At 51.8% G+C, this 26,789-nt stretch carries 23 protein-coding genes and 1 pseudogene; 15 read left to right on the top strand and 9 right to left on the bottom strand.

Annotated features, from left to right (window positions below):
* Positions 1-116: 116 nt before the first annotated feature.
* The 4 genes from F0P93_RS10190 (at position 117) to F0P93_RS10175 (ending at position 5,748) form a co-directional block, all read left to right on the top strand.
* Positions 117-1,421 (top strand): O-acetylhomoserine aminocarboxypropyltransferase/cysteine synthase family protein, encoded by a 1,305-nt coding sequence (locus F0P93_RS10190; protein WP_150876247.1) that lies wholly within the window; start codon positions 117-119, stop codon positions 1,419-1,421.
* Between the two features lie 166 nt (positions 1,422-1,587).
* Positions 1,588-2,634, top strand: a complete 1,047-nt coding sequence (locus F0P93_RS10185; RefSeq protein ID WP_150876246.1) for a homoserine O-acetyltransferase family protein — start codon at positions 1,588-1,590, stop codon at positions 2,632-2,634.
* A 221-nt stretch (positions 2,635-2,855) separates the two neighbouring features.
* Positions 2,856-4,067, top strand: coding sequence for an ROK family protein (locus tag F0P93_RS10180; protein WP_150876245.1), 1,212 nt, complete (start codon positions 2,856-2,858; stop codon positions 4,065-4,067).
* Positions 4,068-4,083: 16 nt separating this feature from the next.
* Entirely contained in the window at positions 4,084-5,748 is a 1,665-nt protein-coding gene (locus tag F0P93_RS10175) for a beta-N-acetylhexosaminidase (RefSeq protein ID WP_150876244.1), read from the top strand.
* A gap of 208 nt (positions 5,749-5,956) precedes the next feature.
* Here F0P93_RS10175 and F0P93_RS10170 read toward each other — a convergent pair whose 3' ends face one another.
* The gene (locus F0P93_RS10170; protein ID WP_150876243.1) at positions 5,957-6,190 is read right to left on the bottom strand and encodes a (4Fe-4S)-binding protein; all 234 of its coding nucleotides are present in this window, start codon (positions 6,188-6,190) and stop codon (positions 5,957-5,959) included.
* Positions 6,191-6,297: 107 nt separating this feature from the next.
* Here F0P93_RS10170 and F0P93_RS10165 point away from each other — a divergent pair, with 107 nt between their 5' ends.
* From F0P93_RS10165 to F0P93_RS10150, 4 genes are all read left to right on the top strand, one after another.
* Positions 6,298-7,596, top strand: coding sequence for an acetylxylan esterase (locus F0P93_RS10165; RefSeq protein ID WP_150876242.1), 1,299 nt, complete (start codon positions 6,298-6,300; stop codon positions 7,594-7,596).
* A 94-nt stretch (positions 7,597-7,690) separates the two neighbouring features.
* Positions 7,691-8,587: an SAM hydrolase/SAM-dependent halogenase family protein gene (locus F0P93_RS10160; RefSeq protein WP_150876241.1), complete on the top strand. Its 897-nt coding sequence runs from the start codon at positions 7,691-7,693 to the stop codon at positions 8,585-8,587.
* A gap of 165 nt (positions 8,588-8,752) precedes the next feature.
* Positions 8,753-9,919: an acyltransferase family protein gene (locus F0P93_RS10155; RefSeq protein WP_150876240.1), complete on the top strand. Its 1,167-nt coding sequence runs from the start codon at positions 8,753-8,755 to the stop codon at positions 9,917-9,919.
* A gap of 137 nt (positions 9,920-10,056) precedes the next feature.
* Positions 10,057-10,839 carry a M48 family metallopeptidase gene (locus tag F0P93_RS10150; RefSeq protein WP_150876239.1) on the top strand — a complete coding sequence of 261 codons (783 nt, stop codon included), beginning with the start codon at positions 10,057-10,059 and terminating at the stop codon, positions 10,837-10,839.
* Between the two features lie 12 nt (positions 10,840-10,851).
* Here F0P93_RS10150 and F0P93_RS10145 read toward each other — a convergent pair whose 3' ends face one another.
* Entirely contained in the window at positions 10,852-11,682 is an 831-nt protein-coding gene (locus F0P93_RS10145) for an ion transporter (RefSeq protein ID WP_150876238.1), read from the bottom strand.
* 117 nt (positions 11,683-11,799) lie between these two features.
* Positions 11,800-13,431 (bottom strand): amidohydrolase, encoded by a 1,632-nt coding sequence (locus F0P93_RS10140; protein WP_150876237.1) that lies wholly within the window; start codon positions 13,429-13,431, stop codon positions 11,800-11,802.
* A gap of 142 nt (positions 13,432-13,573) precedes the next feature.
* On the opposite strand from F0P93_RS10140, the gene F0P93_RS10135 reads away from it, so the two are divergent.
* The 3 genes from F0P93_RS10135 (at position 13,574) to F0P93_RS10125 (ending at position 15,965) form a co-directional block, all read left to right on the top strand.
* Positions 13,574-14,947: a TolC family protein gene (locus F0P93_RS10135; protein ID WP_150876236.1), complete on the top strand. Its 1,374-nt coding sequence runs from the start codon at positions 13,574-13,576 to the stop codon at positions 14,945-14,947.
* Between the two features lie 92 nt (positions 14,948-15,039).
* On the top strand, positions 15,040-15,237 hold the full coding sequence (locus tag F0P93_RS10130) for a DUF2188 domain-containing protein (protein WP_138989812.1): 198 nt from the start codon (positions 15,040-15,042) through the stop codon (positions 15,235-15,237).
* A 20-nt stretch (positions 15,238-15,257) separates the two neighbouring features.
* Complete coding sequence (locus F0P93_RS10125) at positions 15,258-15,965, top strand: DUF421 domain-containing protein (RefSeq protein ID WP_150876235.1); 708 nt, start codon at positions 15,258-15,260, stop codon at positions 15,963-15,965.
* 57 nt (positions 15,966-16,022) lie between these two features.
* Here the strand turns inward: F0P93_RS10125 and F0P93_RS10120 are convergent, their stop codons facing one another.
* Positions 16,023-17,084, bottom strand: coding sequence for a DNA topoisomerase IB (locus F0P93_RS10120; protein WP_150876234.1), 1,062 nt, complete (start codon positions 17,082-17,084; stop codon positions 16,023-16,025).
* Positions 17,085-17,213: 129 nt separating this feature from the next.
* Between F0P93_RS10120 and F0P93_RS10115 the strand changes: the two genes are divergently transcribed.
* Positions 17,214-17,867: a porin family protein gene (locus F0P93_RS10115; protein ID WP_150876233.1), complete on the top strand. Its 654-nt coding sequence runs from the start codon at positions 17,214-17,216 to the stop codon at positions 17,865-17,867.
* A 93-nt stretch (positions 17,868-17,960) separates the two neighbouring features.
* Here F0P93_RS10115 and F0P93_RS10110 read toward each other — a convergent pair whose 3' ends face one another.
* The 5 genes from F0P93_RS10110 to F0P93_RS10090 all read right to left on the bottom strand — a co-directional run bounded on the left by F0P93_RS10110 (position 17,961) and on the right by F0P93_RS10090 (position 23,858).
* On the bottom strand, positions 17,961-19,589 hold the full coding sequence (locus F0P93_RS10110; protein WP_150876232.1) for a SulP family inorganic anion transporter: 1,629 nt from the start codon (positions 19,587-19,589) through the stop codon (positions 17,961-17,963).
* 61 nt (positions 19,590-19,650) lie between these two features.
* Positions 19,651-19,920 (bottom strand): hypothetical protein, encoded by a 270-nt coding sequence (locus tag F0P93_RS10105; RefSeq protein WP_150876231.1) that lies wholly within the window; start codon positions 19,918-19,920, stop codon positions 19,651-19,653.
* A 243-nt stretch (positions 19,921-20,163) separates the two neighbouring features.
* Positions 20,164-21,534, bottom strand: a complete 1,371-nt coding sequence (locus F0P93_RS10100; RefSeq protein WP_150876230.1) for a HAMP domain-containing sensor histidine kinase — start codon at positions 21,532-21,534, stop codon at positions 20,164-20,166.
* 3 nt (positions 21,535-21,537) lie between these two features.
* Positions 21,538-22,221, bottom strand: coding sequence for a response regulator transcription factor (locus F0P93_RS10095; protein WP_150876229.1), 684 nt, complete (start codon positions 22,219-22,221; stop codon positions 21,538-21,540).
* An 83-nt stretch (positions 22,222-22,304) separates the two neighbouring features.
* Positions 22,305-23,858: a neutral/alkaline non-lysosomal ceramidase N-terminal domain-containing protein gene (locus F0P93_RS10090; RefSeq protein WP_150876228.1), complete on the bottom strand. Its 1,554-nt coding sequence runs from the start codon at positions 23,856-23,858 to the stop codon at positions 22,305-22,307.
* A gap of 233 nt (positions 23,859-24,091) precedes the next feature.
* On the opposite strand from F0P93_RS10090, the pseudogene tnpA reads away from it, so the two are divergent.
* The 3 genes and pseudogenes from tnpA to F0P93_RS10075 all read left to right on the top strand — a co-directional run bounded on the left by tnpA (position 24,092) and on the right by F0P93_RS10075 (position 26,776).
* Positions 24,092-24,531, top strand: a pseudogene (gene tnpA / locus F0P93_RS10085) (IS200/IS605 family transposase).
* A 419-nt stretch (positions 24,532-24,950) separates the two neighbouring features.
* Complete coding sequence (locus F0P93_RS10080) at positions 24,951-25,634, top strand: RNA polymerase sigma-70 factor (protein ID WP_150876227.1); 684 nt, start codon at positions 24,951-24,953, stop codon at positions 25,632-25,634.
* Between the two features lie 137 nt (positions 25,635-25,771).
* On the top strand, positions 25,772-26,776 hold the full coding sequence (locus F0P93_RS10075; RefSeq protein ID WP_150876226.1) for a FecR family protein: 1,005 nt from the start codon (positions 25,772-25,774) through the stop codon (positions 26,774-26,776).
* Positions 26,777-26,789: the final 13 nt, after the last annotated feature.

Genomic DNA, 26,789 nt, shown 5'->3' with positions numbered 1-26,789 from the left:
AACAACTCCACTACTCCGGCACCCGGTGTTTGGACGTTCCAGCGTCCTGGCCGGCGCGTCGATTCAGAACCTTACTCTTGCTTTACCAATCCTCAACTCTATAACAATCAGCACGTATGGCAGCACCATTGCATTTTGAAACCCTGCAACTGCACGCAGGACAGGAGCCCGATCCCACCACCAAATCCCGGGCGGTTCCCATTTATCAAACGTCTTCCTACGTTTTCGATAATGCCGAACACGGCGCCCAACTGTTTGCCCTGCAGCAGTTCGGGAACATTTATACCCGGATCATGAACCCCACGACCGACGTTTTCGAGAAGCGCATGGCGGCTCTGGAAGGCGGGGTGGCGGCTCTGGCCGTGGCGTCGGGTCAGGCGTCGCAGTTCATTGCGCTGAACAACATTCTGAGTGTGGGAGATAATTTTGTGACGACTTCCTACCTCTACGGCGGCACCTACAACCAGTTTAAGGTTTCGTTCAAACGACTCGGGATCGATGCCCGTTTTGCCGATGGCGACAAAGTGGAAAGCTTCGAAAAGCTGATCGACGACAAAACGAAGGCCATTTACCTGGAAACCATTGGAAACCCCCAGTTCAACATTCCGGATTTTGAAGCCTTCGCGGCTTTGGCCCGGAAATACGATTTGCCGCTGATTGTCGACAACACCTTCGGCGCGGGCGGTTATTTGTTCCGGCCCATCGAACACGGCGCGGCTGTCGTGGTTGAATCGGCGACGAAATGGATTGGCGGACACGGAACGAGCATTGGGGGCGTCATTGTCGACAGCGGGAATTACAACTGGGGCAACGGCAAATTTCCGCAGTTTACCGAACCGTCTGAAGGCTACCACGGGCTGGTGTTCAACGATGTATTCGGCATTGGCGGGCCATTCGGCAACATCCAGTTCATCATTCGCGCCCGGGTCGAAGGACTCCGTGACTGGGGACCTTCGCTGAGTCCGTTCAATTCGTTTCTGTTTTTGCAGGGCATCGAAACGCTGTCGTTGCGCGTCGATCGTACGGTGCAGAACGCCCTCGCCCTGGCGCAGTGGCTGGAGCAACACGAGCAGGTAGAACGGGTTTTCTATCCGGGTCTGGAAAGCAGTCCTTACCATGAGCTGGCCAAAAAATACCTCAAACGCGGTTTTGGGGGCGTGTTGACGTTCAAACTGAAAGCAGGGAAAGAACTGGCCGATAAGTTTATCGACAGCCTGACGATGATCAGTCACCTGGCCAATGTCGGCGATTCCAAAACGCTGATTATTCACCCGGCGGCCACCACGCACCAGCAGTTGAATGAGGCCGAACAAACCAGTGCCGGGGTTGAACCGGGTCAGTTGCGGTTGTCGGTGGGTACCGAACACCTCGACGACATCAAGGCCGACCTTGAACGGGCGTTTGCCGCCATTGGGGCTTAATCTTTTAGTTTATGGTTCATGGTTTTCAGTTTACGGTTTTCAGTTTACGCCGGGCCGTCGCTACGGTGGCTGGCGCGTTAGCTTCATGCGTCAGCCACCGTAGCGACGGCCCGGCGTAAACTGAAAACCGTAAACCGTAAACTGAAAACTGATAATTCTTTTTCGATTGGAAACCCGGTTTTTTGACTACAAATACACCTTCGCTTTAGAGTCGGGTGCGGCTCTGCCGGGCTTCCGGCTGGCGTATACGACGCGTGGAACGCTAAACAGTGACCGTTCAAATGTCGTCTGGATTTGCCATGCCCTCACGGGGAGTGCCGATCCCGGCGAGTGGTGGGAGGGCATGATCGGGCCGGGTAAATTCTACGATCCGGCGCATCAGTTCATCGTGTGTGCCAATGTGCTGGGCTCCTGCTACGGCTCCACCGGGCCGCTGTCGGTCAATCCGCAAACCGGGAAACCGTTTTACCACGATTTTCCGCTGATTACGATCCACGACATTGTCAAAGCGCTGGACCTGCTCCGGCAGGAGCTGGAGATTGAACGGATTCAGACCTGCATCGGTGGATCACTCGGCGGGCAGCAGGCGCTGGAATGGGCCATCCAACAGCCCGAAGTGATTCAAAACCTGATCCTGATTGCTTCCAACGCCGTGATGTCGCCCTGGGGCATTGCCTTCAACGAAGCACAGCGGATGGCCATCAGCACCGACCCCACCTGGCGCGAAAGCCACGACGACGCCGGCCGAACGGGCCTGAAAGCCGCCCGGGCCGTGGCCATGTTGTCGTATCGCAATTATGACACCTACGGTTTTACGCAGGCACTCGACAACAACGAGCAGCTCGACCACTACAAAGCCTCAACCTACCAGCAATACCAGGGGGAAAAATTAGCCAATCGCTTCAATGCGTACACCTACTGGATTCTGTCGAAAATCATGGATTCGCACAACGTCGGCCGAAACCGGGGCAGTATCAGCCTGGCACTCGAACAGGTCGTTTCGCGAACCCTGGCCGTCGGCATCAAATCCGACATTCTCTTTCCACCCATCGAACAAAAAATTCTGGCCCGCCATATTCCGGATGCCCGCTACGAAGAAATCGACTCTCTGTATGGTCATGACGGTTTTCTGATCGAAACCAAACCGCTCACCCAGATTATTCGAACCTGGATGGATGAACGAAAAACGGTACTCAAGACGGCTGGAAAGTAGTTTAGGCCTGATGCACTAACCTATAAGTAAATTCTGCGTTTGCTTTCGCTTTTGTATAAATCGAGCCTGATTTGATGGAATTCTAGGATTGTTTAAAGCAAATTATTGCTGTTTTGTAAATAATTTAATAAAATCGTTCTATTAATAAATTATTTTAAAAATATCATTCTTATATTTCATCGCTTTTCATCTCGTAGAGTTTTTAATAGCGTATTGTATTTATGGAGGCAAACTATACGGTATCCATTGTTGATAAGAAAAAGAGTCGGTTAAAGCGCGGTATCCTGAAAGAAATGTACCGGCTGGGGTCCCGAACGCTGGCTCAGTTGGCCAAGGCGTTACACGCCAGCGTTCCTTCGGTCACGATGCTAATCGACGAACTGGCAACTGAACACTGGGTTCAGGAAATCGGTACCGGTGCGGCTCAATACGGTCGAAAACCGGCTCTGTTTGGATTACGGCCTGGAAATCAGGCGATTGTAGTAGTCGATATCAGTGTCCACGACGTCAAATTGGTGGTGTTCGATCTGACCAACCGCGTTCTCGACCGCCTGGATGTCAACCTGCGTTTAGAGGATTCCGTGGCTTTTCTGGAATCGCTGAAAGGGCCGCTGGAGGAAATCTCGCACCGGATTCGGGAACATAACCTGAACATCATCGGCGTTGGTTGCGCCCTGCCCGGCCTGGTCGACCCCCGAACCGGGATCAATTACACCTACAAAAAACTGAACCGACCGGAACAGTCGTTGCAGCAATTGCTGGCCCATTGTTTCGATTCGCCGGTGTACCTCATCAACGATACCAAGGCGACCATCCTGGGCGAACACCGGTTTGGACTCGCGAAAGGAAAAAACCACGTTTTATCGATCAACATCGACTGGGGTGTGGGTCTGGGTGTCATCAATAACGGCGAAATTTTACAGGGTTTGGCCGGTTTTGCGGGCGAATTAGGGCATATCCAACTTCAGGCCGATGGCGAACTGTGCTCGTGCGGCAAAGTAGGTTGCCTGGATACCCTGACCTCGGCGTCCTCGCTGGTGCGCCGGGTGAAAGCCGGTTTGCGGGAAGGACGCGTTTCGAAATTGGCCGAAGAAAACTTTGAAGACATCGACGTCGAACTGGTGATCGACAAAGCCAAAGCGGGCGACGAACTGGCCATCGACCTGCTCAACGAAGTGGGTGGTGAACTGGGTAAAGGACTTTCCATTGCTGTCCATTTATTCAACCCCGAACTCATCATTGTCAACGGGGTTGTAGCCAAAGCTGAACGACTCATTACCCGCCCCATCGAACAGGCCATCGACAAGTATTGTCTGGCGGATTTTCGCAACAAGTTAGTAATCACGGTGTCCCGATTGGGTGAAATGGCGAAACTCTACGGCACGCAGGCCTACGTTGTGCAAAGTTTACTGGAGCACGAAGAAATTCCTTGATAAATCCGCGTATTGAATGAAAAAACTGTTTTTCTGTGTAGTAATATTTTGTCTGACAATTCAGGTTTCCGAAGCGCAGACGAGCCAGTATGCGCTGGTTCCTCAACCTGCTCGGCTCGATGAGCAGAAAGGGAATTTCAAACTCCCGAACGAAGTCGTCATCAGCATCGGCACGGGCAACGCGGAGGTGCGCCGGGTGGCCGGGACGTTGGCCGCTCAGCTTGCCAAAACCACTGGTCGGACGCCGAAGATCAAAACCGGCCAGGGCGGGACTATCGTTTTTGTTACCGAACAGAACCCCAAACTGGGCAGCGAAGGGTATTTCCTGACCGTATCGCCCAAACGCATTACACTGACCGCTCAGCAACCCAACGGTTTTTTCTACGGAATGCAGTCGCTGCTGCAACTGATGCCCGCCGAGGTGTTTGGCACCACGGTGGCTTCGGGCGTCGCTTGGTCGGTGCCATGCTGTCGCATCGAAGACCAGCCGCGGTTCGGCTATCGGGGCGTGATGCTGGACGTGGGTCGTCATTTTTACCCGGTTCCGGCGGTGAAGAAATTCATTGATGAAATGGCTCTTCACAAGCTCAATACGTTCCACTGGCACCTGACCGAAGACCAGGGATGGCGGATTGAAATCAAAAAATACCCCAAACTGACCGAAATCGGCTCGGTCCGGAAAGAAACCATGCTGGGGCATTACCGGAACAACAAATTCGACAAAACACCCTACGGCGGTTTTTACACGCAGGACGAAATCCGGGAGGTGATCAACTACGCGCAGGAACGGTTTATTACGGTAATCCCGGAGATCGAAATGCCGGGTCACTCGATGGCGGTGCTGGCGGCTTATCCGCAATTGGGGAGCAATCCCGACAAAATTGTGCCGGTAACGGGCCGTTGGGGTGTCCACGACGATGTGCTGTTCCCACGAGAGGAAACCTTTCAGTTTCTGGAGGATGTTTTGACCGAGGTAATCGCCTTGTTTCCGAGTCCGTATATCCACATTGGCGGGGATGAATGTCCGAAAAAACAGTGGATCGAAAGCCGGTTTTGTCAGGATCTGATCAAAAAGCTGGGGCTGAAAGATGAACACGAACTGCAAAGCTACTTCATCGGACGCATCGATAAATTCATTACGTCGAAAGGCCGCAAAATGATAGGCTGGGACGAAATTCTGGAAGGCGGTTTGTCACCCAATGCGACGGTGATGAGCTGGCGGGGTGTCGATGGCGGTATTGCGGCCGCCCGGCAGGGGCACGACGCGATCATGACGCCCACCACGTTTTTCTACCTGGATTATTACCAGGCCGACCCCAAAACGGTGTCACAACCGGTGTCGATTGGCGGGTTGCTGCCCCTGGAAAAAACGTATTCCTACGAACCCATGCCCGACAGTTTGTCGGCCGAGCAGCAGAAGCACATCATTGGCGTGCAGGCCAACCTCTGGACGGAATACATCAAAACCCCGGAACACCTCGAATACATGCTGTTTCCCCGCGGAATTGCGATGGCCGAAATTGGCTGGACGCCCAAAGAACGCAGGAATATCGACAGCTTCAAGCAGCGGCTGGACGTTCATAAAAAACGATTGGATGCGCTGAAAATCAATTATTTCGGTGCGCCGATCAACGGTGATTTCATCTACGTCAAACCGGATGGTTCGACGGGGAAATTGTAGGTTTCAAGCCATGCCCGTTCCTTCAATCGGTCTTCCCTCCGGGATTATCAAATCAACCAAGCCCTGGGAATGAATCATCTTGTAGCCCACGATTTCAATCGTGGGCTATTGTAAAAAAAACGATATACAAAAACCGTTTTAACGGTTTCATAAACCCCGGGCTAGCAAACAAGACAGCCCGCAGAAGCTTTTTCAGGGGGTATCCGCATTACTCTGCTGTTACCGCATCGTTGCGGAAATACGACAATGCCCCGGACGGACACTGATGGATTTGTTCCACAATGCGTTCCGTTGCCGCTCCGGCAATGGTCACCCACGGTCTTTTCCTTGGATCGAAAACGTCCGGTAAGCCCGTAAAACAGCGTCGGGAGTGCGTACAGAGGGCCGGTTTCCAGACGACGGTTATTTCGCCATTGGTGTAGCGGGTTGTGATGTCTTTCATGAATGCAATGGTTAGAGGATGAATAAAATTTGCCTGGACAGGTAGAGAACCGCCCTTTTTTGCTTACCAACAAAAACTGCTGAATAAAATTTCAACACCTGAGCCTTATGAAAAAATGCTTCCTGCTGGTCCATCTGTACCTGCTTGTAACGGTTTGTGCCCTAGCCCAACCCGCCGAACGTCCCATCAAAATTGTCGTGGCCCCCGATCATACCGATTGGTTATACCGCCCCGGTGAGTCCGTTAAATTTACCATTTCTGTTTTACAATACGGCAATCCCGTCAAAGGAGCCAAAATCCGGTATGAAATCGGGCCGGAAAAAATGGAGCCCACGAAACAGGAAACCGTGACGCTGGCCAACGGCACGACGACCGTCGAGGGCGGCACGATGAAAACTCCCGGTTTTCTGCGTTGCGTCGCCACCGCCGAAATCAATGGCAAGACCTACCGCAACCTGGCCACGGCCGGTTTCAACCCGCTGCAGGTAGTACCGACCGTCGAAAATCCCACGGATTTCAAGATGTTCTGGGACAGTGCCAAAGCCGAACTCAGCCGGATTCCGCTCGATGCCCGCATGACGCTGCTGCCCGAACGCTGCACCGAAAAAGTGAACGTGTATCAGGTCAACATTCAGAACTACGCCAACTCCCGGTTGTATGGCATTTTGTGTGTACCGAAGCAGGAAGGAAAATATCCGGCCTTGCTGCGGGTTCCGGGGGCGGGGATTCGTCCGTATAACGGCAATATCGCCGATGCAGAAAAGGGCATTATTACGCTGGAAATCGGGATTCATGGCATTCCGGTAAACCTGGACCCGGCGGTTTATCTCAATCTGAGTGCCGGGGGACTGGGTGGCTATCAAAATTTTAACCTCGACGACCGCGACCGGTATTACTACAAACGGGTGTATCTGGGCTGCGTGCGGGCCAACGACTTTCTGGTGAGTTTGCCGCAGTACGACGGTAGCAATCTGGCCGTAACGGGCGGTAGTCAGGGGGGCGCATTGTCCATCACCACCGCCGGTCTGGACAGCCGCGTGAAGTGGCTGGGAGCCTATTATCCGGCTTTATCGGACATGACGGGCTATCTGAAAGGCCGGGCTGGCGGATGGCCGCACCTGTTCTACGGCAAATCGCTGGCGTTCAATAATACGCCCGCCAAAATCAAAACCGTTGGGTATTATGACGTCGTCAATTTTGCCCGCCTGATTAGAGTACCCGGTTATTATTCCTGGGGATTCAACGATGAAACCTGCCCGCCGACTTCCATGTATGCCTCTTACAACGTAATTTCGGCTCCAAAACAGTTGAAATTATACGAAGACACCGGCCATTGGACCTATCCCGAACAAACGGAACTGATGACCACCTGGCTGGTTCAGCAGTTGAAGGGAGCAGGGAAATAATCGTTTACGGTTTTTGGTTTACGGTGGCTGACGCGTTTTTAAGCAGGCGTCAGCCACCGTAAACCAAAAACCGTAAACTGAAAACCAAAAAACCATGAACCGAAAAACCGCCTTGTTGTTGATCCACGGCTGGCTGATGGCGTCTGCGCTTTTTGCCCAGAACGGCGTGCTGGTTTTTCAGTCTGATTTTGGGTTGAAAGACGGGGCGGTTTCGGCGATGAAAGGTGTGGCGGTGGGCGTGTCGCCCACATTGAAGATTTTTGATCTGACCCACGATATTCCAGCCTACAACATCTGGGAAGCGGCCTACCGATTGCTGCAAACGGCGCCCTATTACCCCAAAGGCACGGTTTTCGTTTCGGTCTGCGACCCCGGCGTGGGAACAGAACGGAAATCGGTGGTGCTGCTCACCGAGTCGGGGCATTATTTTGTAACGCCCGACAACGGAACGCTCACGCTCATTGCCGAAAAGCTGGGCATTCAGGAAGTGCGCGAAATTGACGAAGCCGTCAACCGCCTGCGCAATTCGACGGAGTCTTATACCTTTCACGGTCGCGACGTGTATGCCTATACGGGAGCCCGGCTGGCGGCTCAGGTCATTTCGTTGGCACAGGTCGGCAAAAAGCTGCCCGCCGAGGTTCGGAAAATACCGTATCAGAAACCGGCTTTTGAAAAGGGCGTTCTGAAAGGAACGGTTCCGGTGCTGGATGTGCAGTATGGCAACGTCTGGACCAACATTCCCAAATCGCTTTTCGAACAACTGGGCGTTAAAACCGGTGGAAGCGTACGGATTCGGATTTTTAACAAAGACGAAAAGGTATTCGACGACCGGGTGGTGCTGGTAAACACCTTCGGCGAGTCGAAAGAAGGGGATAAGGTGGCCTATTTCAATAGTCTGCTCAATTTTTCAGTGGCGATCAATATGGGAAATTTCGCCGGTAAATACAACGTCAGCAGTGGCCCGGATTGGCGGGTTGACGTTTCAAACTAGAGGTGGCCAGTCGATAAGTATTCCTTCTTTCAGCCAGAAGCCGCCCACGGTTTTGGTATTTTAGTTTCCAAATTAACTATATCGGTTACATAGTGCGATCGAAAGCACCGGATTGGTGGCGGTTTGGCCCGTCGTTGACCCAGCGTAAACCGGTGGAAACTGCGGATGAAAGTTGAACGCTATTCGATTCCCACTCGTTTTTATTCATTGGATATTTTAAGGGGATTCGCTGCACTCGCAGTCGTCTTGTTCCACTGGCGGCATTGTTTTTATACCGGTACGAGTCATGCCGGTTTTGTTGCTTCCAATCAACCTTATTATACGACACTCTACTTCTTTTATGAAGAAGGCCAAAAAGCAGTTGAGCTGTTTTTTACGCTTTCAGGGTTCATATTTTTCTGGTTGTATGCTAAAAAGATAAATGACCGTCAAATCGCATTCTTTCCGTTTTTTCTTCTGCGGTTATCGCGGTTGTATCCACTTCATTTTGTTACGCTTCTTACGGTTTTTGTTCTGCAATGGGTCTACCGTTTAAATTTTAACAGCTATTTCGTGTACGCTCATAATGACGCTTATCACTTCGTTCTGCACCTGTTTTTTGCTTCAAATTGGGGGTTTCAGGAAGGCTTTTCGTATAATGGACCCGTGTGGTCCGTGTCCATAGAGATTCTGTTGTATGTTGCTTTCTTCCTTATTTGCTGGATTAAAAAAGATAAACTACCGGCTTTATTCATTCTGACAATGGGTAGTTATCTGGTGTTTTATTACAAAGGGTACCCACTGGCCCAAGGGTTATTTTCATTTTTCGCTGGTGGATTAACTTATAAAATATTTCGATTAAACTTTAATGCCTTTGTTACGGGCTGGCGGGGTATTGTTCTTCTTGGTGTTACATTAATATCCTGGATTGCTACGGTTTTAGAAGTTTGTACCCATTATTTTTCACAACAGTTTGTTAGTTTATTGGACCAGCTTTCGATCCATCCCCGGTATGCTTTTTTGTTTGAAAGAGGAGTTTCGATTTTTATTGGCGGTTTTTTATTTCCCCTGACCATTTTGGCACTCGTGAGTTTGGAAACCCGCAGAGGGGCACTCGGAAAGCAACTGGCTTTTGTGGGCGATATTAGTTATTCGTCCTACCTCTGGCATTTTCCCCTTCAGTTGGCGTTTGTGTTGCTGGCGAATGCCTGGGGATACAGCCAGGCGGTTTTTGAATCGCCGATGGTGCTCCTGCTTTTCTTTGCCATATTGATCGCCTTGAGTGGGCTGTCTCACCGCTATTTTGAAATGCCCATGCAGCGGAAATTGAGGAGAATCTGGTTGAATAACTGAAGAAATGGCCCGCGGAAAACCGATCATTTGGGCTTTGGGGCGGCTTTTTAGGAAAGTCCTGAAAATTGCCTGAGAACTTTTTGATACTTTTTGGTTTAGTATACGACTAAAGTAAAAACCTTTCACTCCCTCACATCATGCGCTCGCGAGCCGGTCGATTAATTTTTGGTTTGATTGCGGCCCTCATTGCCGTTTTCACCTACTTCAGTAACACGCAGGAAAATCCGGTGACGGGGGAGAAGCAGCACATCAGCCTCACGCCCGAACAGGAAGTTCAGTTGGGGTTGGAAAGTGCGCCCCAGATGGCCCAGCAATTTGGCGGACTCTACCCGGACGAGAAGGTCCAGCAGTCGGTGAAACGCGTTGGACAGAAAATCGTCAATTCCACCGATGTGAAAAACAGCCCCTATCAATTTGATTTTCACGTTTTGGCCGATAACCAGACGGTTAATGCTTTTGCCGTGCCGGGCGGGCAGATTTTTATCACAGCGGCTTTGCTGGACAAACTGAAAAATGAAGATCAACTGGCAGGGGTACTGGGTCACGAAATCACGCACGTGGTAGGACGCCATTCGGCCGAGCAAATTGCCAAGCAACAACTCACCCAGGGACTGGCCGGGGCTGCCGCCATTGCCACCGAAGACCCCAACTCGCCGGGCCGGAATTCGGCCATTGCGGCTTACGTCGCCAACCTGATCGGTCTGAAATACGGCCGTGACGACGAAATCGAATCCGACCAGCTCGGCGTTCGGTGGATGGTGGAGAGCGGGTATAATCCCGAAGCAATGATCGACGTGATGGAAGTTCTGAAAGCCGCCGGTGGCCCCAACCGCCCTTCCGAATTCATGAGCAGCCACCCCGATCCCGATAACCGCATCCAACGCATTCAGGAAGCGATTGCGAAGTATAAAGGGAAATAGCCTTTTATTTTTCTACAATTCCTTCCCACAGTGCGGGCAGTGCCGCTTCTGACCGGTTTTTTGGGAGCGGACGTGTTCGGCAAAACCGGAGGCCAGAATACCGGTAGGGAGAGCGAAGAGGCCAATTCCCATAACCGCCGTAACTCCCGCCAGCACTTTCCCCAGGGGTGTCATGGGGTGAATATCCCCATAGCCGACGGTGGCCATTGCGTTGATTCCCCACCACAAGGTGGCTGGAATGCTCGAAAACTGATCGGGCTGGGTGGGGTGTTCGAGGTAGTACATGACACTCGAAATGATAACGAGCATGAACATCAGAAACGATACGCTCAGCACCAGTTCTTCCTTTTTGTCTTCCACCACGTTCTGGATAACCTGAAATGCCTTGGAGTAGCGCGTGATGCGGAACAGCCGGAAAATCCGGAAAATCCGCAAAATCCGGATCAGGGCCAGATCGGTGTGAAAAAGCGTTACGTAAAACGGCAGAATCGCCAGCAGGTGGACAATGGCCGTGGTAGACAGCATATAGCGGATTCGTCCGAAAACCGGGTGCCGGTACTTCTCATTCTCGACACAGATCCAGATTCGAACGACGTATTCAACTGTAAAAAACAGAACCGAAAAGATCTCAAAATCAACGAATATGTGATCGTAGCGGAGCTTGAGCGATGGCACGGTATTCAGAATGATGGCAACGGCATTGAGCGTAATGACGATGATCAGGGTCAGGTTGAATACCAGACTCAAACCCCGTTTTTTTCCGGTAGACGTTTCCAGCACCCGGTAAACCGTCCGGCGCAACGGGTTGGCAGCGGGCTCGTGAATGTGAGCAGAAGGTTGCATAGGAATAGCATTGGTAAGAATAACGAAGTTGAACAGCGAATACTGAACGGTAAATAAGAAGAGGCATTTCGGTATTCAATAGTCGTTATTCAGTGTTCAATAGTCAACTCGTACAGATCAAAACAGTCGTTCACCACCGATCCAGGTTTGCAGTACCTTCACCCCTCGAAGTTGCGGAGCCGGAATCTTCATAATGTCCTGTTGCAGCACCACAAAATCGGCTTGCTTGCCGGGTTCGATGCTGCCGCGCAGGTGGTCTTCAAAATTGGCGTAAGCAGCCCAACGCGTCATCGCATTCAGGGCCGATGCACGGTCTACGGCATTCTCCATCCGGTAGCCCCCGGCCGGAAACCCTTTGGCATCGACCCGGGCCACGGCGGCATGAAAACCGTAGAGCGGGTTGGGGGCTTCGACCGGAAAGTCACTCCCAAAGGCAATGATACCGTTTTGTTTCATCAAGTCTTTGAAGGCATAGGCGCCCTTCACCCGGATCGGCCCCAGACGGTCGGCGGCCCAGTACATGTCGGAGGTTGCGTGGGTGGGTTGCACCGACGGAATGACCGAATACCGGTTGAATTTCCAGAAATCGTCCGGCGAAACCACCTGCGCGTGTTCGATCCGCCACCGGCGCGGGTTCGGGCTTTTGAGCAGTTTGCCGTACAGATCCAGAATCAGGTGATTGGCCGAGTCGCCGATGCAGTGCGTATTGGCTTGAAAGTTACTCGCTTCCAGCAAGGTCAAAACCCGTTCCAGTTCGGCGGGATTCAGCAGAAGAAAACCGGCGGTTTCGGGGCGGTCGTAATACGGTTTTCGCAGGCAGGCGCCCCGCGACCCCAGCGCCCCGTCGGCATAGAGTTTAAAAGAACGAACCGTCAGCCGGTCGGTCTGGAACGGCCCCCGTTTGAGGTAGTAGTCCAGGTTCGGTTCGCCGAGGCTAATCATCACATAATCACGGATTTTTAGCTTGTTCTCTTTCTGTAACTGCTCCACCAGTTCGATATCGGTTCGGTTCAGGCCAGCGTCGGAAACGGTTGTTAAGCCCAGCGACAGGCACACGTTCTGAGCGGCCAGCAACATGCGCTCCTTGTCTTTGGCATCGGGCTGTGGGATGACGCGCCGAACGAGTCCCATCGCGTTGTCGATCAGCACCCCCGTCGGTTCGTTATTCGCGAGCACGACTTCCCCACCGGGTACTTTTGATCCTTTGGCAATACCGGCCAGCTGAAGCGCTTTGGAGTTGAGCAAAACGGCATGGCCATCGATGCGGATAATGCAAACCGGGATCGTGGGAAAGGCCGCATCCAGTTTCTCTTTAGTCGGGAACTGCTTGTCGGGCCAGTCGTTCTGATCCCAGCCCCGGCCAATGACCCAGAGGTTGTCGGGGTGTTTTTCGAAAAAGGTTTTAAGCCGGTGGACCACCTCGTCGAAGGAGTTCGTACCCACCAAATCGGCCTGATCCAGCATCTGCCCCAACCCCAGGAAATGGGCGTGAGGGTCATAGAAACCGGGATACACCGGCTGCCCGTTCAGATCGACGACGCTATCCGCCTGGTAGTCGCTCAGGATGTTTTCCGAAGAGCCGACGGCCACGAATTTTCCGTCTTTGACGGCAAAAGCCTGCGCGTTGGTGAAGAGGGAATCGGCGGTGTAAATAACCGCATGATGAACGATTAAATCGGCTTTTTTCCTGGACGAACAAGCCGTTAAAAGAGCAACGAACAGACCGAAGAGCAGGGAGCGATGGTTCATGCCGGAAATTTACGCTTTTGCTGGAAGATTCTTTCGGAAATGTTCGGTTGAGAAGAAATACCCCCAAATCTAATTCCGGTATACAAAGAATGACAGAATATCTTTTAATTTTGAAGGTCAGATACTTAAAAATAATACCAGAATGCGCTTCTTTCTAAGCTTGCTCCTTTTCTTTTCATTCTTTACTTCCTGGTCTCAACCCGTTCAACCGCTTGCTCCGCGCACCCGGCGCACGTCTGTCATTTCGCAGGAAGGTGAAACCCTTACCTTGCAGGAAGCGATTTCGGCGGCTCTTGAAAAGAGTTACCAGGTTCGCATCTTTCGGTCGCAGGAACAGATCGCCCGCACCGATTTCAAGACGGCCAAAGCCAGTTTTTTTCCCAATGTAACGGGTAACCTAACCAACAACAGTAACTTACAAAATTTACGCCAGGAATTTCTCGACGGGTTGCGGCCCCCGCAAAATCTCTACGGAGTCACCAACCGGAACACCCAGATTGGGGTTGGAGTAAACTGGACGGTTTTTAACGGGTTCGGCAATTTTATTACTTACGACCGCCTGGGCGAAGTCGTGAAGATCAGCGAAGTCAACACCCGCGCCAACATTGAAGCCACGGTGGCCGATGTCGCTACGGGGTATTACGATGTGATCCGGCAATTGCAGCAACTGGTTTCACTCCGGCAGGCACTGGATATTTCCCGAGACCGCCTTGAACTGGCCCGCGCCAATTACGAAGTTGGCACGCGCTCGCGGGTCGATTTCCTGAGTGCTCAGGTCGATTACAACGCCGATAGCTCCGCATTGGTAACGCAGCAGCAGAATGTGCGGAATGCCAAGGTATTGTTGAATACGCTCATCGTTCGGGACCCCGCCACAGAATTTGCCATTCGGGATACCATCATCGTGCGGACGGATATTTCGCTCGATCAGCTTCGGGAGTCGTTGACCAACAACAACCCGCTGTTGATTGCCGCATCCCTGAACCGGCGGGTGGCCGACCTGAACGTGCGGCTGGCGCGGTCGCAGCGGTTGCCGGTCGTCAATCTGGTGGGGGGATATAATTTTACGGCCATCGATAACCAGGGTGGTTTCGGGGTTCGGAGCGCCCGCAACGATGCCCTTCAGTATGGGATTCAGGCCAGCATTCCGATTTTTACCGGATTTAATCAGCGTCGGCTGGTTGCCAATGCTCAGACGAATGCGCTCATCACCGAGTACCAGGAGTCCGACCAGCGTTTGCAACTGCAGCAGGCACTGGAACAGACGTACTCTCAATACCGCAACAGCCTGATTCTGGTCAATCTGGAACTGGAAAGCTTCAAAATCGCCAACGAAAACGTCGAGATTGCCTTTGAACGCTACCGGGTAGGAAACTCGACGGCGGTCGAATTTCGGGATGTGCAGCGCAACGCCGTTGCCGCCGAAACCCGCCTGATCAACGCTGAATACAATACCAAACTTGCCGAAATCGAACTCTTGCGGCTCAGCAGCCAGATTCTGCAACAAACAAAATAAGGGATAGCATGGTTGAATGGTTAAAATGGTTAAATAGAATCCGCTTGCGGTTTAGCAATTTAACCCTCTAACCATCCAATCCTTTTACTACCATGCCCTGGACGAAGCAGGATTATCCGGTGTCGTTGAAGAATTTTATGGCGCCGGTGCGAAACAAGGCGATTTCGATTGCCAATGCGCTGTTGAAAGAAGGAATGGAGGAGGAACGGGCGATTCCGATTGCGACTTCCAAAGCCGAAGAATGGGCGGCTAACCGGCATTTGAAAATCCGGAAAGACAAGGCCTCCTGACTAATTTGAAACCGCCATAGATGAGCAACGAAGAGCCGATTCAGGCTTTTGACTGGCAACGGATGTTGCTGCACGATTTCCCTTTGAGTTACCTCGGTGAGGTGGCTTTGCGGACGTTCGTCATGTTTTTGATCTTGCTGACGGCCCTCAAAGTATCGGGGAAGCGGGAGGTGAAACAACTCTCGGTTTTCGAACTGGTGCTGGTCATCGGGCTGGGATCGGCCGCCGGCGATCCCATGTTTTACCACGATGTGCCGCTGCTGGCGGCTGCGGTGGTGTTTGTGGTGATGATGGGCAGTTACAAATTCTTCACCCGTCTGAGTGACAAGAGCACACCCGTCCGCGAATTTCTGGAAGGAAAACCGGTTTACGTCATCGAAAACGGCTGTATTCTGGTGCAGAACTTCGATGATGAAGACCTGGGTCTGGATGAATTATTTGCCGAACTCCGGCTGGCGGGCGTCGAACACCTGGGGCAGGTCCGAACGGCGATTCTGGAACACAACGGCGAAGTCAGTATTTTTCAGTTCAAAGACGACGATGTAAAACCGGGGTTGCCGATTCTTCCGCATAAATTAAAGGAGTCTGTTGATACCCTTTCCGAAGCCGGGCATTACGCCTGTTGCCAATGCGGCCAGGTGGTGGAATACGGCCAGTCGCCAATTTCAACCTGCCAGCGGTGCGATCATCGGCGGTGGGTGCGGGCGGAGGGGAATAGCGATCGATAGCGGCCAGCTACCTGTCAGGTTTTCAAAACCTGACAGGTAGCTGGCCGCTATCGATCGCTATTCCTTCACTTTATCCTTCAAAAACGTCAGCAATAATTTCTCAATCGGATCCAGCCCATAAGGTGACGTCTGGCGGAATTGGTTTTTGCGCTTCAGATACGGGTTTAAATCCCGGCATTCATAGGCTTCCAGAATCTGCGGATGCACGTAATACTTTCGGCTGACGGTGCGGGTGTTGCCCAGCCGATGCGCCACCTGTTCCAGAATCGTATTGATGTTTTTTTTCGCTTCCTTTTCCGTCGAACACGGTTCCAGTTCGGCCAGCAAGCGCAACGCGTTGACGGTGCCGGCCCAGGTACGGAAATCCTTGGCTGAGAATTCTTCCCCCGTCACTTCCTGCAAATAACCGTTCACCATGCCGGAGTCGATGCTGCGGTGTTCGCCGGTTTCATCGTAATACTGAAACAGCTCTTTCCCGGGAATATCGCGGCAAGCTTTCACGAGTCGGGCCAGCCGCCGGTCGCGAACGGTTATGTCGTGGTAAATCCCTTTTTTGCCCTTGAACCGAAACTGGACTTCGGAGGTCGCCACGTTGACGTGTTTGTCTTTCAAAGTCGTCAAACCGTAGTGCCCGTATTCTTTCTCGTACGATGCATTGCCGATCCGGATCAGCGTCTGTTCCATCACACTGAGGGCAATGGCAATCACTTTTTCTTTGGTCAGTTCCCGGTTTTTCAAATCCTGTTCGATGCGGGCGCGGAGGTCGGGGAGCTGTTGCCCGAAGGCAATCATCCGGAAAAACTTGGTTTCGCTGCGGATGGCGTTCCAATTTGTATGGTAGCGGTATTGCTTCCGGCCTTTGGTGTCGATGCCGGTGGCCTGCAGGTGTCCGTTGGGTTTGGCGCAGATCCAGACGTTTTCCCAGGCTGGCGGCAAGGCCATTTTCTTGATGCGGCACAGGGTGTCGTCGTCGTCGATGCGGTGACCTTTCGGGTCTTTGTAAACAAACTGATCACCCGACCGGTGGCGGTAAATACCGGGTGTCGAATCGTTGACGTAGACTAATTTGACCGCTTTGGCGGCCTTAATGGGGTCGTGAACCAGTTCGGCTAGATTCATGGGTACGGTTAAATGTATTGCATAAACCCAAAGATTTGGCAAATGTTAAACCGCTTGAAGGATATTTATCGACGGTGATATGAACAAAATCAGATTCATCGTTTATCAGACAAACAACGCCTGATCCGGATGAAAAAGCTTTTCTATCTGTCCTTTATTCTTGCGATTTTTTCGCTAAAACTGCACGCTCAGGTACAGATCGGTGTGCGGGCGGGTACTCACTGGTCGACGGTTCACACCCGGAATTCTTTCGCCGACCGTTCCCTGGCGAGGGGGTTTGCTATTGCGGTTCCTGTTGAGATGGTTCTGAAAAATCGCTGGTCAATTCGGGCAGAACCATCGGTCATTCAGAAGGGCTGGCGGTCAGGTGTAGATTATACCGATGCAATCGGTGTGCCTGCCGGAACCGGGAAGCTCGTTTTACACTATGAAGTTGCCGAGCTTCCGGTATTGATTTCTTATCGCCGGAAGGTGACGAATCGCTGGGCCTATTACGGATTGTTTGGCCCCAGTCTGGGATATGCATTAGGCGGCAGGCTGGCGATTACGGCCAATGGCTCCGAGGTTTTTCGAGACCAGGTTCTTTTCAGGCGTCGGCTCGAAGCGGCTGTCTGGGGTGGTGGTGGAATTGAGATGGCAATCGGGCGACTCACCACCTTTTTAGATGCCCGGCTTCAATACGGGTTGAGCCAATATCCCTCGACGCTGGCGTCGTCCAAACCGAACGAAAACACCTACGGTTTCACCGTCTCGCTGGGCTGCTGGTTGCCAACCAAAAAATGACCCTGACTGCAAGGGCGGTCAGGGTCATCGGTCTTCTATCACACAAAGATAGGACTACGCTAATTATTGAGGGGAAAGCCCGGAAAGCCGGTGCTAGTTCATTTCTTCGATTTCCCGCAGGTGCCGGTTGCGCATGGCAATGACCGATTCCGGAACGGGTTTATAATCAGCCGGTTCACGCAGAAAAACCAGACGGATGTTGCGTTTGTGGGCGGTTTCTTTAAAATTCTGAATCGTGTTCATCACGTCGCTGTCGATGTACGACGAATGGCTGCTGTCGATTTCCACAATGGCGTTTTCCGGCACATTCGTCAGCAGCTTCACTATGCTGGCTTTGCTCAAAAACGAAACATAATCGCCGAGGCTGATGCGGATGTGCTCCTGCCCGTTGTCCTGAAAGGTTTCCATTTTGTGGGCGTTGAGGTAATTTTCCCGCAGAATGAAAAATAGGGCGACGATCATCCCGACGCCGATGCCGGTCAGTAAGTCCGTCATCAGAATTGCAACGACGGTGACGACGAAAGGCAGAAACTTGGCGATACCTTCCTCAAAAAGCTGCTTGAAAATCCGAACACGCGTTAGTTTGTAGCCGGTGATCAGCAAAATCGATGCGAGTGCCGCCCATGGAATCCGGTTGAGGACCGTCGGCAAAGCAATCACACACACCAGCAGCAACGTTCCGTGTACCAGGGCTGCGAGCTTCGTCCGGGCACCGGCGTTGATGCTAACTGAACTCCGGACAATGACGGACGTCAGCGGAATGCCTCCAATGAGTCCACTCACCATATTGCCGATTCCCTGCGCCTTCAGCTCGGCGTTGGTAGACGTTTTGCGTTTCAGCGGGTCCAGCTCATCCGTTGCTTCAATCGACAGCAGGGCTTCCAGGCTGGCTACCAACGCAATGGAAACGGCCGCTGTGTAGACTTGCGGATTCGTCCATTGTTCAAAATCGGGCATCGTAAACAGATCGACAAAAGCCGCCGGGCTATCGGGCACCGGTAATTGCACCAGATGGTTGCCTTTCAGGGCCCAGTCACTCAGAAAAATCCCGATCAACCCGTTGATGGCAATGCCCGACACCACCACCACCAGAGCTGCCGGGATGTTTTTCAGGATTTTGTTCTTTTTAAAAACCGGTCGTTCCCACAGGAGTAGAATCGCCAGCGACACGACGGCAATCAAAAAAGCGACGCCGTTGAGTTGTCCGATGGCGGCCTGAAACTGGCTAACGATGTTGAATCCATCGGGCTGAAAAAGTGAAATCTCTTCGGCCGAATCCGTATCGTAGCCGACCAGATGAGGTATTTGCTTGATAATCAGAATAACGCCAATCCCGGCCAGCATGCCTTTGATGACCGACGAAGGGAAAAAGTTGCTGACAATCCCGGCCCGCATGTACCCCAGCCCAATCTGGAGAACACCGGCCAGGAAGGTTGCCAGCAGAAAAGCCGGAAAGGAACCCAGCGACTCGATGGCAGCCAGCACAACGACAATCAGTCCGGCTTCAGGCCCTGAGATACTCACCGCCGAACGACTGAACAGACCGACTACCAGACCGCCGACGATCCCGGCAATGATTCCTGAAAAAAGGGGCGCTCCGGAAGCCAGGGCAATTCCCAGACAAAGCGGGACGGCTACCAGAAATGAAACAACACCTCCTTTAATATCGCCTTCCACGTTGCTCAAATCAACGATTTGAAAGTTTTTTTGTGTTGTTTTCATGATGAATAAATGGTTGGATGAAGTTAAATGGAAAGATCGCAACGCGGTCAAACCGGGCTGGTCAGTTGGTGCTACTGACGTCGACCGCGGTGGTTTCGCGCTGGTTTAGTTCCAGTAACCGCTTTTCCAACTCAACTTTCACGGCCCGCAGCGAGTCCGCTTCCGATGCCTTGACTTCGTATTTCGTGCGATAAATTTCTTTATCCTGGGTGTTTTCGCGGTAATTAAGGTAAACGTCGAGGGCGATGGTGGCGAAGATCATTCCCCAAACCGTACCCCAGTTAACGAGTTTACTCGATTTTTTTTCGGTATTTTCAGTGTCGACCATCATAGCTCTATGTAGTTTGTGTGAGTTAGTTGGACGGTTTTTTACGATCCAGCGCAAACTCCAGGGGACTAAATGCCACAACCCATTGACGGCCAATGGGTCTATATGAACTGGACTTATGTACTTTATTATCGTAGTAACTAACCTTCCTTGTGATGGTACAAATTTACAACCGTATGGAAAGCAGGTAATTAGGAGGTAATTAGAAGTCGATGAGAAGTCGATTAGAAGTCAATTAGGAAACGATTAGAACGTCTTGGGTAGCTTCAATGTAAAGGTCGTGCCTTCGTTGATTTTGGAGGCAACGGAGATCTGCCCGCGGTGAAGCTGAATGATGCGGTAGGTCAGGGGCAGGCCAATACCGTAGCCCAGGATTCGTTTGGCATTTTCGGCCCGGAAGAAAGGCTCGTAGATGTGCTTGATGTCGGCCGCGTCGATTCCAATCCCTTCGTCTTTGAACTGGATGGTGGCCCACCGCTCATCCGCCCCCAGAATCACTTCAACCCGGTTGTTGGCCGAAAATTTACACCCGTTCTCCATCAGGTTTACGAACGCTGAAATCAGCAACGCCAGGCTGCCCTGAACCGTGAGCGAGGAATGAATGGTTTCGGTTTCGAAGGAAAAAATGACCTGGTAATCCGGTCGGCGGGTGGTCAACATCTTGGTAGCCTGGTAGATGGCTTCGTCCAGTGCCACTTCGTGAAACTTGATGGGCGCATCGTCGAGGCTCACCTGCGTCAGCTCCAGCAAATTGTTCGACAGGACGTTCAGCCGTTTGATCACGTCCAGAACGGCGATCCATTTGGCTTCGTGTTCTTCAACCGTGCGCTTTTTGATGAGTGTCACTTCGATCTGGCCGGTAATGATCGTAAGGGGGGTCCGGAGTTCGTGGGAGGCATTGGCCACAAAATTCCGCTGTACCTCAAACGCTTCCTGCACCCGGTCGAGCATCGAGTTGAAGGTGTTGGCCAGTTGTGCAATCTCATCGCTGTTATCGCTGGCATCCACCCGCATGTTCAGGTTCGATGCCGTGATGCGATCCACCTGCCGGATCACGTTGGAAATCGGTTGCAGAAAACGGCCTGCAAACATCCAGCCCGAAATGCCTACCAGCGAAAGGCTGAAAACGAGCCCAAAACCGAGGATATTCCGCAAATGCGCAATTTCCGTCAGCCCGGATTCGTCGTAGGCGGTGGCAATGATCACGTATTCCTGTTGCTGATAGGAGTAGGCCAGGCCGACGATTTCCCGGGTGTTGCGACGCATGTAGAGTTGCTTCTGTTTGCGAACGCGGTCGAGCAGGTCGCGTTGGCTCGCAATACCGTGCGCGGTGTCGGCACTGGCATAAATCTGTTTGTTTTGCTGATCGTAAATGACGATGTGTTCTTCGGGCAGAGACGTCAGGTTGTTGCGTTCAATTAAACGAAGAATAGCCGGATCGACTTCGTCCTCTTCAATCAGTAAACGGGCGGTGATACGGGCTTTGTCGGCCAGCCGGTAATAAAAATCGCGTTGCCGGAAATATTCAGAAATAAAATAGATCGCGAGTGAAAAAAGCACCAGATTGGTGGCGACAATAATCAGGAAAGTAACCGAAATACGCGCTCTTATTTTCATCTGCTATTCTTCGGATTCCTGCATGATGTAGCCAATGCCGGTGATGGTATGGATTAGTTTGGGGGAGAAATCCTTGTCGATTTTTTTTCGTAAATAATTCACATAGACATCGACTACGTTGGTGCCGGTATCGAAGTTGACATCCCACACTTTTTCGGTAATCTCATTGCGGGAAAGGGCTTTGTTTTGGTTTTTCATAAAGAACTCCAGCAGCGCCAGTTCGCGGGCGGTCAGAATGATTTTCTGGGTGCCGCGTTTGACGGTTTTGCTCTGCTGGTTCAGTTCCAGATCTGCGATTTTCAGCACCGTGGCATCCGACGGATTGGTGCTTCTCCGGCGATTCAAAGCCCGCAACCGGGCTACCAGCTCCCGAAATTCGAACGGTTTGATGAGGTAATCGTCGGCCCCGGCGTCAAAACCGCTCAGTTTACTTTCCGTACTTCCCATAGCGGTCAGCATCAGAATCGACACGTCTTCGTAGCGGCTACGGATGAGTTTACACAGCTCAAAACCGTTGATCACCGGGAGATTTACATCCAAAATGATGGTAGGATAGTCGGTGTTGGCCAGCATCACCTGAGCCTGCAAAGCGTCGCCGGCCACATCGGCTTCGAAGCCGTAGTCTTCCAAACCGCTTTTAATAAATGAAGCTACTTCCTGTTCATCTTCAACAAGTAAAATCCGCATACCAAGTAATGTTACAGGAGTTGAATCGTTTACGATTGAAAATAATAGCTGCCGGAAAATAAAGCAATCAACTACTTTTTTTGCTATAAATCGCGCAATAATTTGGCCATAGCCCGGTATAATTTGGGAGCGGTTTCTGGTCCGGTGGAATTGACTTCGCCATACGGTTTGTCCTTCTGATTGTAGATATGCGGAGCTTCCGTATCCCATTCACTCTTCGGAATAATGTAGCCCAGTTCATCATTTGCCAATCCGATCACAAATTTGTATTTCCCCGGCATCAACTTTCGCAGCGAAGGAGTTTCGACCGGTTGAATGCCAAAGTCGGCCCCCACCGGATTTTCAACCCCGCCGTTGACGATTTCGGGATAGATTTCCCCCGGAACACACAAAAAAGACGCTTCCCCTAAACGGAAAGCCGCAATTTCGCTCCGGAAGTTCCCCCAACTGCTAAAACCGGCATCCAGAACACCCAGGCCGACCGCCAGCCGGAACAGTTTATTGTCCAGCGGGATTTCGATCGTGTGCGCTTTCAACCGGATGTCGGCCGGCCGGGTTGTTGTGGTGTCTTGCTGCAACGACTTGTAAATCAGCATTGCCAGGTGTTTTCCCTGCGCATCGGCTTTCTCGAACGTCGGCTCCTTAAACCGCTCACCCGTCAGCGGGTCCTGAATGGTCACTTTGGGCGAGGTCGTCATCAATCCGCCTACGCAGCCGGACGCATACACCACGGTGCCACCTAATCCCTTCTGCACCACCGAATCGCCCTGCGAGATTCCTTTTTCCAGATACGCCCGAACGTAATGCGGGAAATCGGAGGTCAGCAGCGTGTTTTTACTCCACAACGTTTCGGGGTGATTTCCCCAGACGACAAGCGTTCCCAGGGTGCTGTCTTTCACCGCATCCAGCACCTGCATGCTATACAAACCGGCGTCTTTCACCAGCGGTTTTCGGGTATCCATCAGCAGCGAATCCGCACCGGTCAAATCCTGCGCAAACCGCAGCCGCGCCGGTCGCAGCTTTTCGACGGCCTGCACGATGGCCCGCGTCACCTGCTGCTCAACAAAGAGTTCATAGGCTTTGTTTACGCCACTTTTCAAAACACTGCCGCCCCACATCCCCAGAAAATCCGGCGCTTCGTGGGTGTGGGTGCTGCACACGATGGAATAGGTAACGCCCGCGCTGGCGGGAATGGATTTCCGGACATTGATGACGTTTTTGTGCGTGAAGCCGAGCAGGTCGACGGCCACGATGGCCAGCCGGGTTTTGCCATCGTCGATCACCATCGCCCGCGCCCACAAATCGTCGTGAACGCCGTTGGCTGCGCGTTTCTGGCTGAATCCGGCCATCCAGTAGGCATCAAATTCGCCGTTGTTGTTGCCGTCGGTAAAGGTGTCGCCATCGTCCGGTTTATAAGCCGCGTCCTTGTTTTTATCCGTCCAGCGGTCGGGGAGGTAGGGGGTGATTTTCAGTGCCGAAAAACCGACTTTAAGCGACTGGGCCTGGGCAGGAGCCGGAATGTTCAGGTCGAGTGTATAACGGGGATGCCGGTCGCGGCTGTTGTAGTAGCCGTAGCCCGCACCCAGCACGACGACCGCAACCAGAAAGAGCAGGAAACCGATGAAAAATTTACGCACGGAGGAAGGAGTTAAGGAGTTTGCGTAAAAGTAAAGATTTAGCGGTTACGTTATTTCGGTTTACGGTTTTCAGTTTACGACGGGACTGACGCAGTCATTTTCTTGTGCTAATCAAGAGTTATAATTTCGGATACCAATTTAACCAAGTGACTTCGGTTTTAAAATAATGTCTAATAGAAGTCATTAAACGCATTCTGGTTATGGCGGATACGTAAACGCAGCTTTACGTACAGATTGTTTTTGCCGTTAAAGGCCGTCACAGTCTTATTCCACGGGAGCACAAAGAAGAATTGCATCGCTATGCAACGGGGATTGTACACAATAGGGGCGCTAAGTTACTGGCAATCCATTGCATGCCCGATCATGTCCATTTATTGGTTGGATTTTCTCCCACCTTAACCATTGCCAGTCTGGTTAAGGATATAAAAACAGCGACTTCAGCTTTTATAAAGGAAAACGCTGGACACGAATTCCATTTTACTGGCAGGAAGGGTATGGGGCTTTTACCTATTCTCATTCTCAGGTTGGTGCGGTTGTCCGCTATATTTTAAATCAGGAAGAACCTCACCGGAAGCACACGTTTCGGGAGGAATACCTTACACTGCTGGAAAAATTTGAAGTGCCGTTTGAGACGGAATACCTGTTTGAGTGGATTGATGACGGGAATCGTTAATAAGCAGTACGCTCCTCCGGAGCTTAATGATATCGACAGAATTCCGTCTACTATTAACAGAAAACCCCTCCGGGGTAATGCACATCCTATCTTAAGCGGCACCCTCAATCCCGGTGGGAATCCCTGTTAATAGCAAACAAGCCGACTTTTGACAGAAAAACCCTCCTGGGTAATGCACATCCTATCCCAAGCGGCACCCTCAATCCCGGAGGGATTTCCTGTCAATAGCAAACAATCCCTGCTACGACGGCCCTAAGCTCCGGAGGAGCGCCCTCTGACTGCGTAATTGATCACAATCACAACCGTTTTTAACTTTATTCGAGAAATTTTTAAAACCAACTAAGGTGGTTTTGGTAAAAAGTTGTCTTTCTTACTAAAGCATGGTCTCTTTCAAAGCCCGTTCGTTTTAATTTAAGGTTATGCAAACCCGTCAACGGTTCGATTCTGCCAACCCGCCAGTTCCGACGATTACCTCTCCCGGGAATGACCCTGGTCTGGAAATCGCGCCAGGGGATGAAAAACCGGCTCGGCTGGATGCCGAATGGGTTATTCGGCGGACGTTCAGTGAGAACCCGCAAAAAGGATGCGAGCTGCTTTTTCGGCGGTATCACCAGGCGCTGTGCAGCCATGCCGTCCGGTTTGTCTACTCCAAAGAGACGGCAGAAGACCTCGTCAGCGATGTTTTTTGTAAATTCTGGAAAACAAAAGCCTACGAATCCGTTACCGACTCCTACCGCTATTACCTGTTTCGCAGTGTTCGCAACGAAGCCTACAATTACCTGCGCCTGGAGTTCAAAAAGCTGGAAGACCTCGAAACCGCCGACGCCCAGGAAAGCGCCCCCAGCCAGCGCCCCGACCAGATTATTCAGTTTGAAGAAGTCTTTCACCGGGTCGAAGATCTGGTTGAATCGATGCCTCCGCAATGCCGGAAAGTATTTCTGCTGAGCCGGTTTGAAGGGAAAAAATACCAGACCATCGCAACCGAACTGGGTCTTTCGATCAAAACCGTCGAGGTGCACATGGTGAAGGCCCTGAGCATTATTCGGAAAGGATTGAAAGAGCACTGGCTGATTTTGCTGGCCCTGTGGATGTGTAGCCCCTAAATCCCCTGAAGGGGACTTGGACGCGGCTAATCCGGATTTGAAAAGTCCTTTTTAGGGGATTTAGGGGCAGATTCCTAGAACCACTAAGGTGCTTTTGCCGAAAAGTTGTCTTATGAATAAACAGCAGGTAGCAGGAAATGGAATCGGAAGTCAACAAAAGTTTGCTATTTAACCACTTCGCCCGGAAGACGTCTCCGCTGCAGCGGGAGTTGATTGCGCAGTGGCTTCAGGAAAAAGCAAACGAAGAGCGCTACTACGAATGGCTGGAAGAGTGGGAAAATTTGCATCCGCAGTATTTGACCCAAACCGACGGCGCGCTTCAGCGTTACACGGCTTTTTTGAAAGACAATCCGCAAACCGACGCCGTCGATACCGCCGAAACAGTGGTTGTGCCCGTGCAAAACCGCTGGTCGATCAGGCCCTGGCTGGTGGCGGCTTCCTTTCTGCTGCTGGTCAGCGTCGGTGCTTTTTTGTTCCGCAATTCAATCCGGTATCAAACTTACGAAACGGGATTTGGCGAAACCCGTTCGCTGCAACTGGCCGACGGAAGTGCCGTGCTCCTGAATGCGAATTCGACCTTGCGCGTACCCCGCTGGGGATTTGGGACGCGCATCCGGGAAGTGCTGCTCACCGGCGAAGCCAATTTTTCGGTGACCCACACCGCCGACGATCAGACGTTTGTCGTCAAAACCGTCAAGAATTTCGAAGTGGTGGTGCTGGGAACGGAATTCAGCGTTTTTGCCCGAAAACGCGGAGCCAAAGTAACCTTGAACAAAGGGAAAGTTCAGGTGCAGGTGCAAACCGGGCAAACCGTAAAGCAGGTGCTGATGAAACCCGGCGAACTGGTAACGCTCGACCCGCAGAACCACATTGCCCTGAAAACGATGAAACAAACCCAACTGCATCCGGCCTGGGGCGAAAAGCGGTTCGTTTTTGAGGAAACGCCTTTGCAGGAAGTGGCCTATCTGCTGGAAGAAAACTACGGTTTACAGGTCGATATCAAAGACCAGAAACTGGCCGGACGGGTGCTGATGGGGTCATTTCGGGCCGACAATGTCGATCAATTGTTGCAATCCATCTCGGAATTGCTGGATATTAATGTGGTCCGGCAGGGCAATCATGTCCAGTTAATGGACAACTAAACCAGACTTTCTA

The organism is Larkinella humicola, from assembly GCF_008727875.1.
GTDB lineage: Bacteria > Bacteroidota > Bacteroidia > Cytophagales > Spirosomataceae > Larkinella > Larkinella humicola.
Note: the sequence above shows the minus strand (reverse complement) of the source record. Positions and strands in the feature narration are given on the sequence as shown.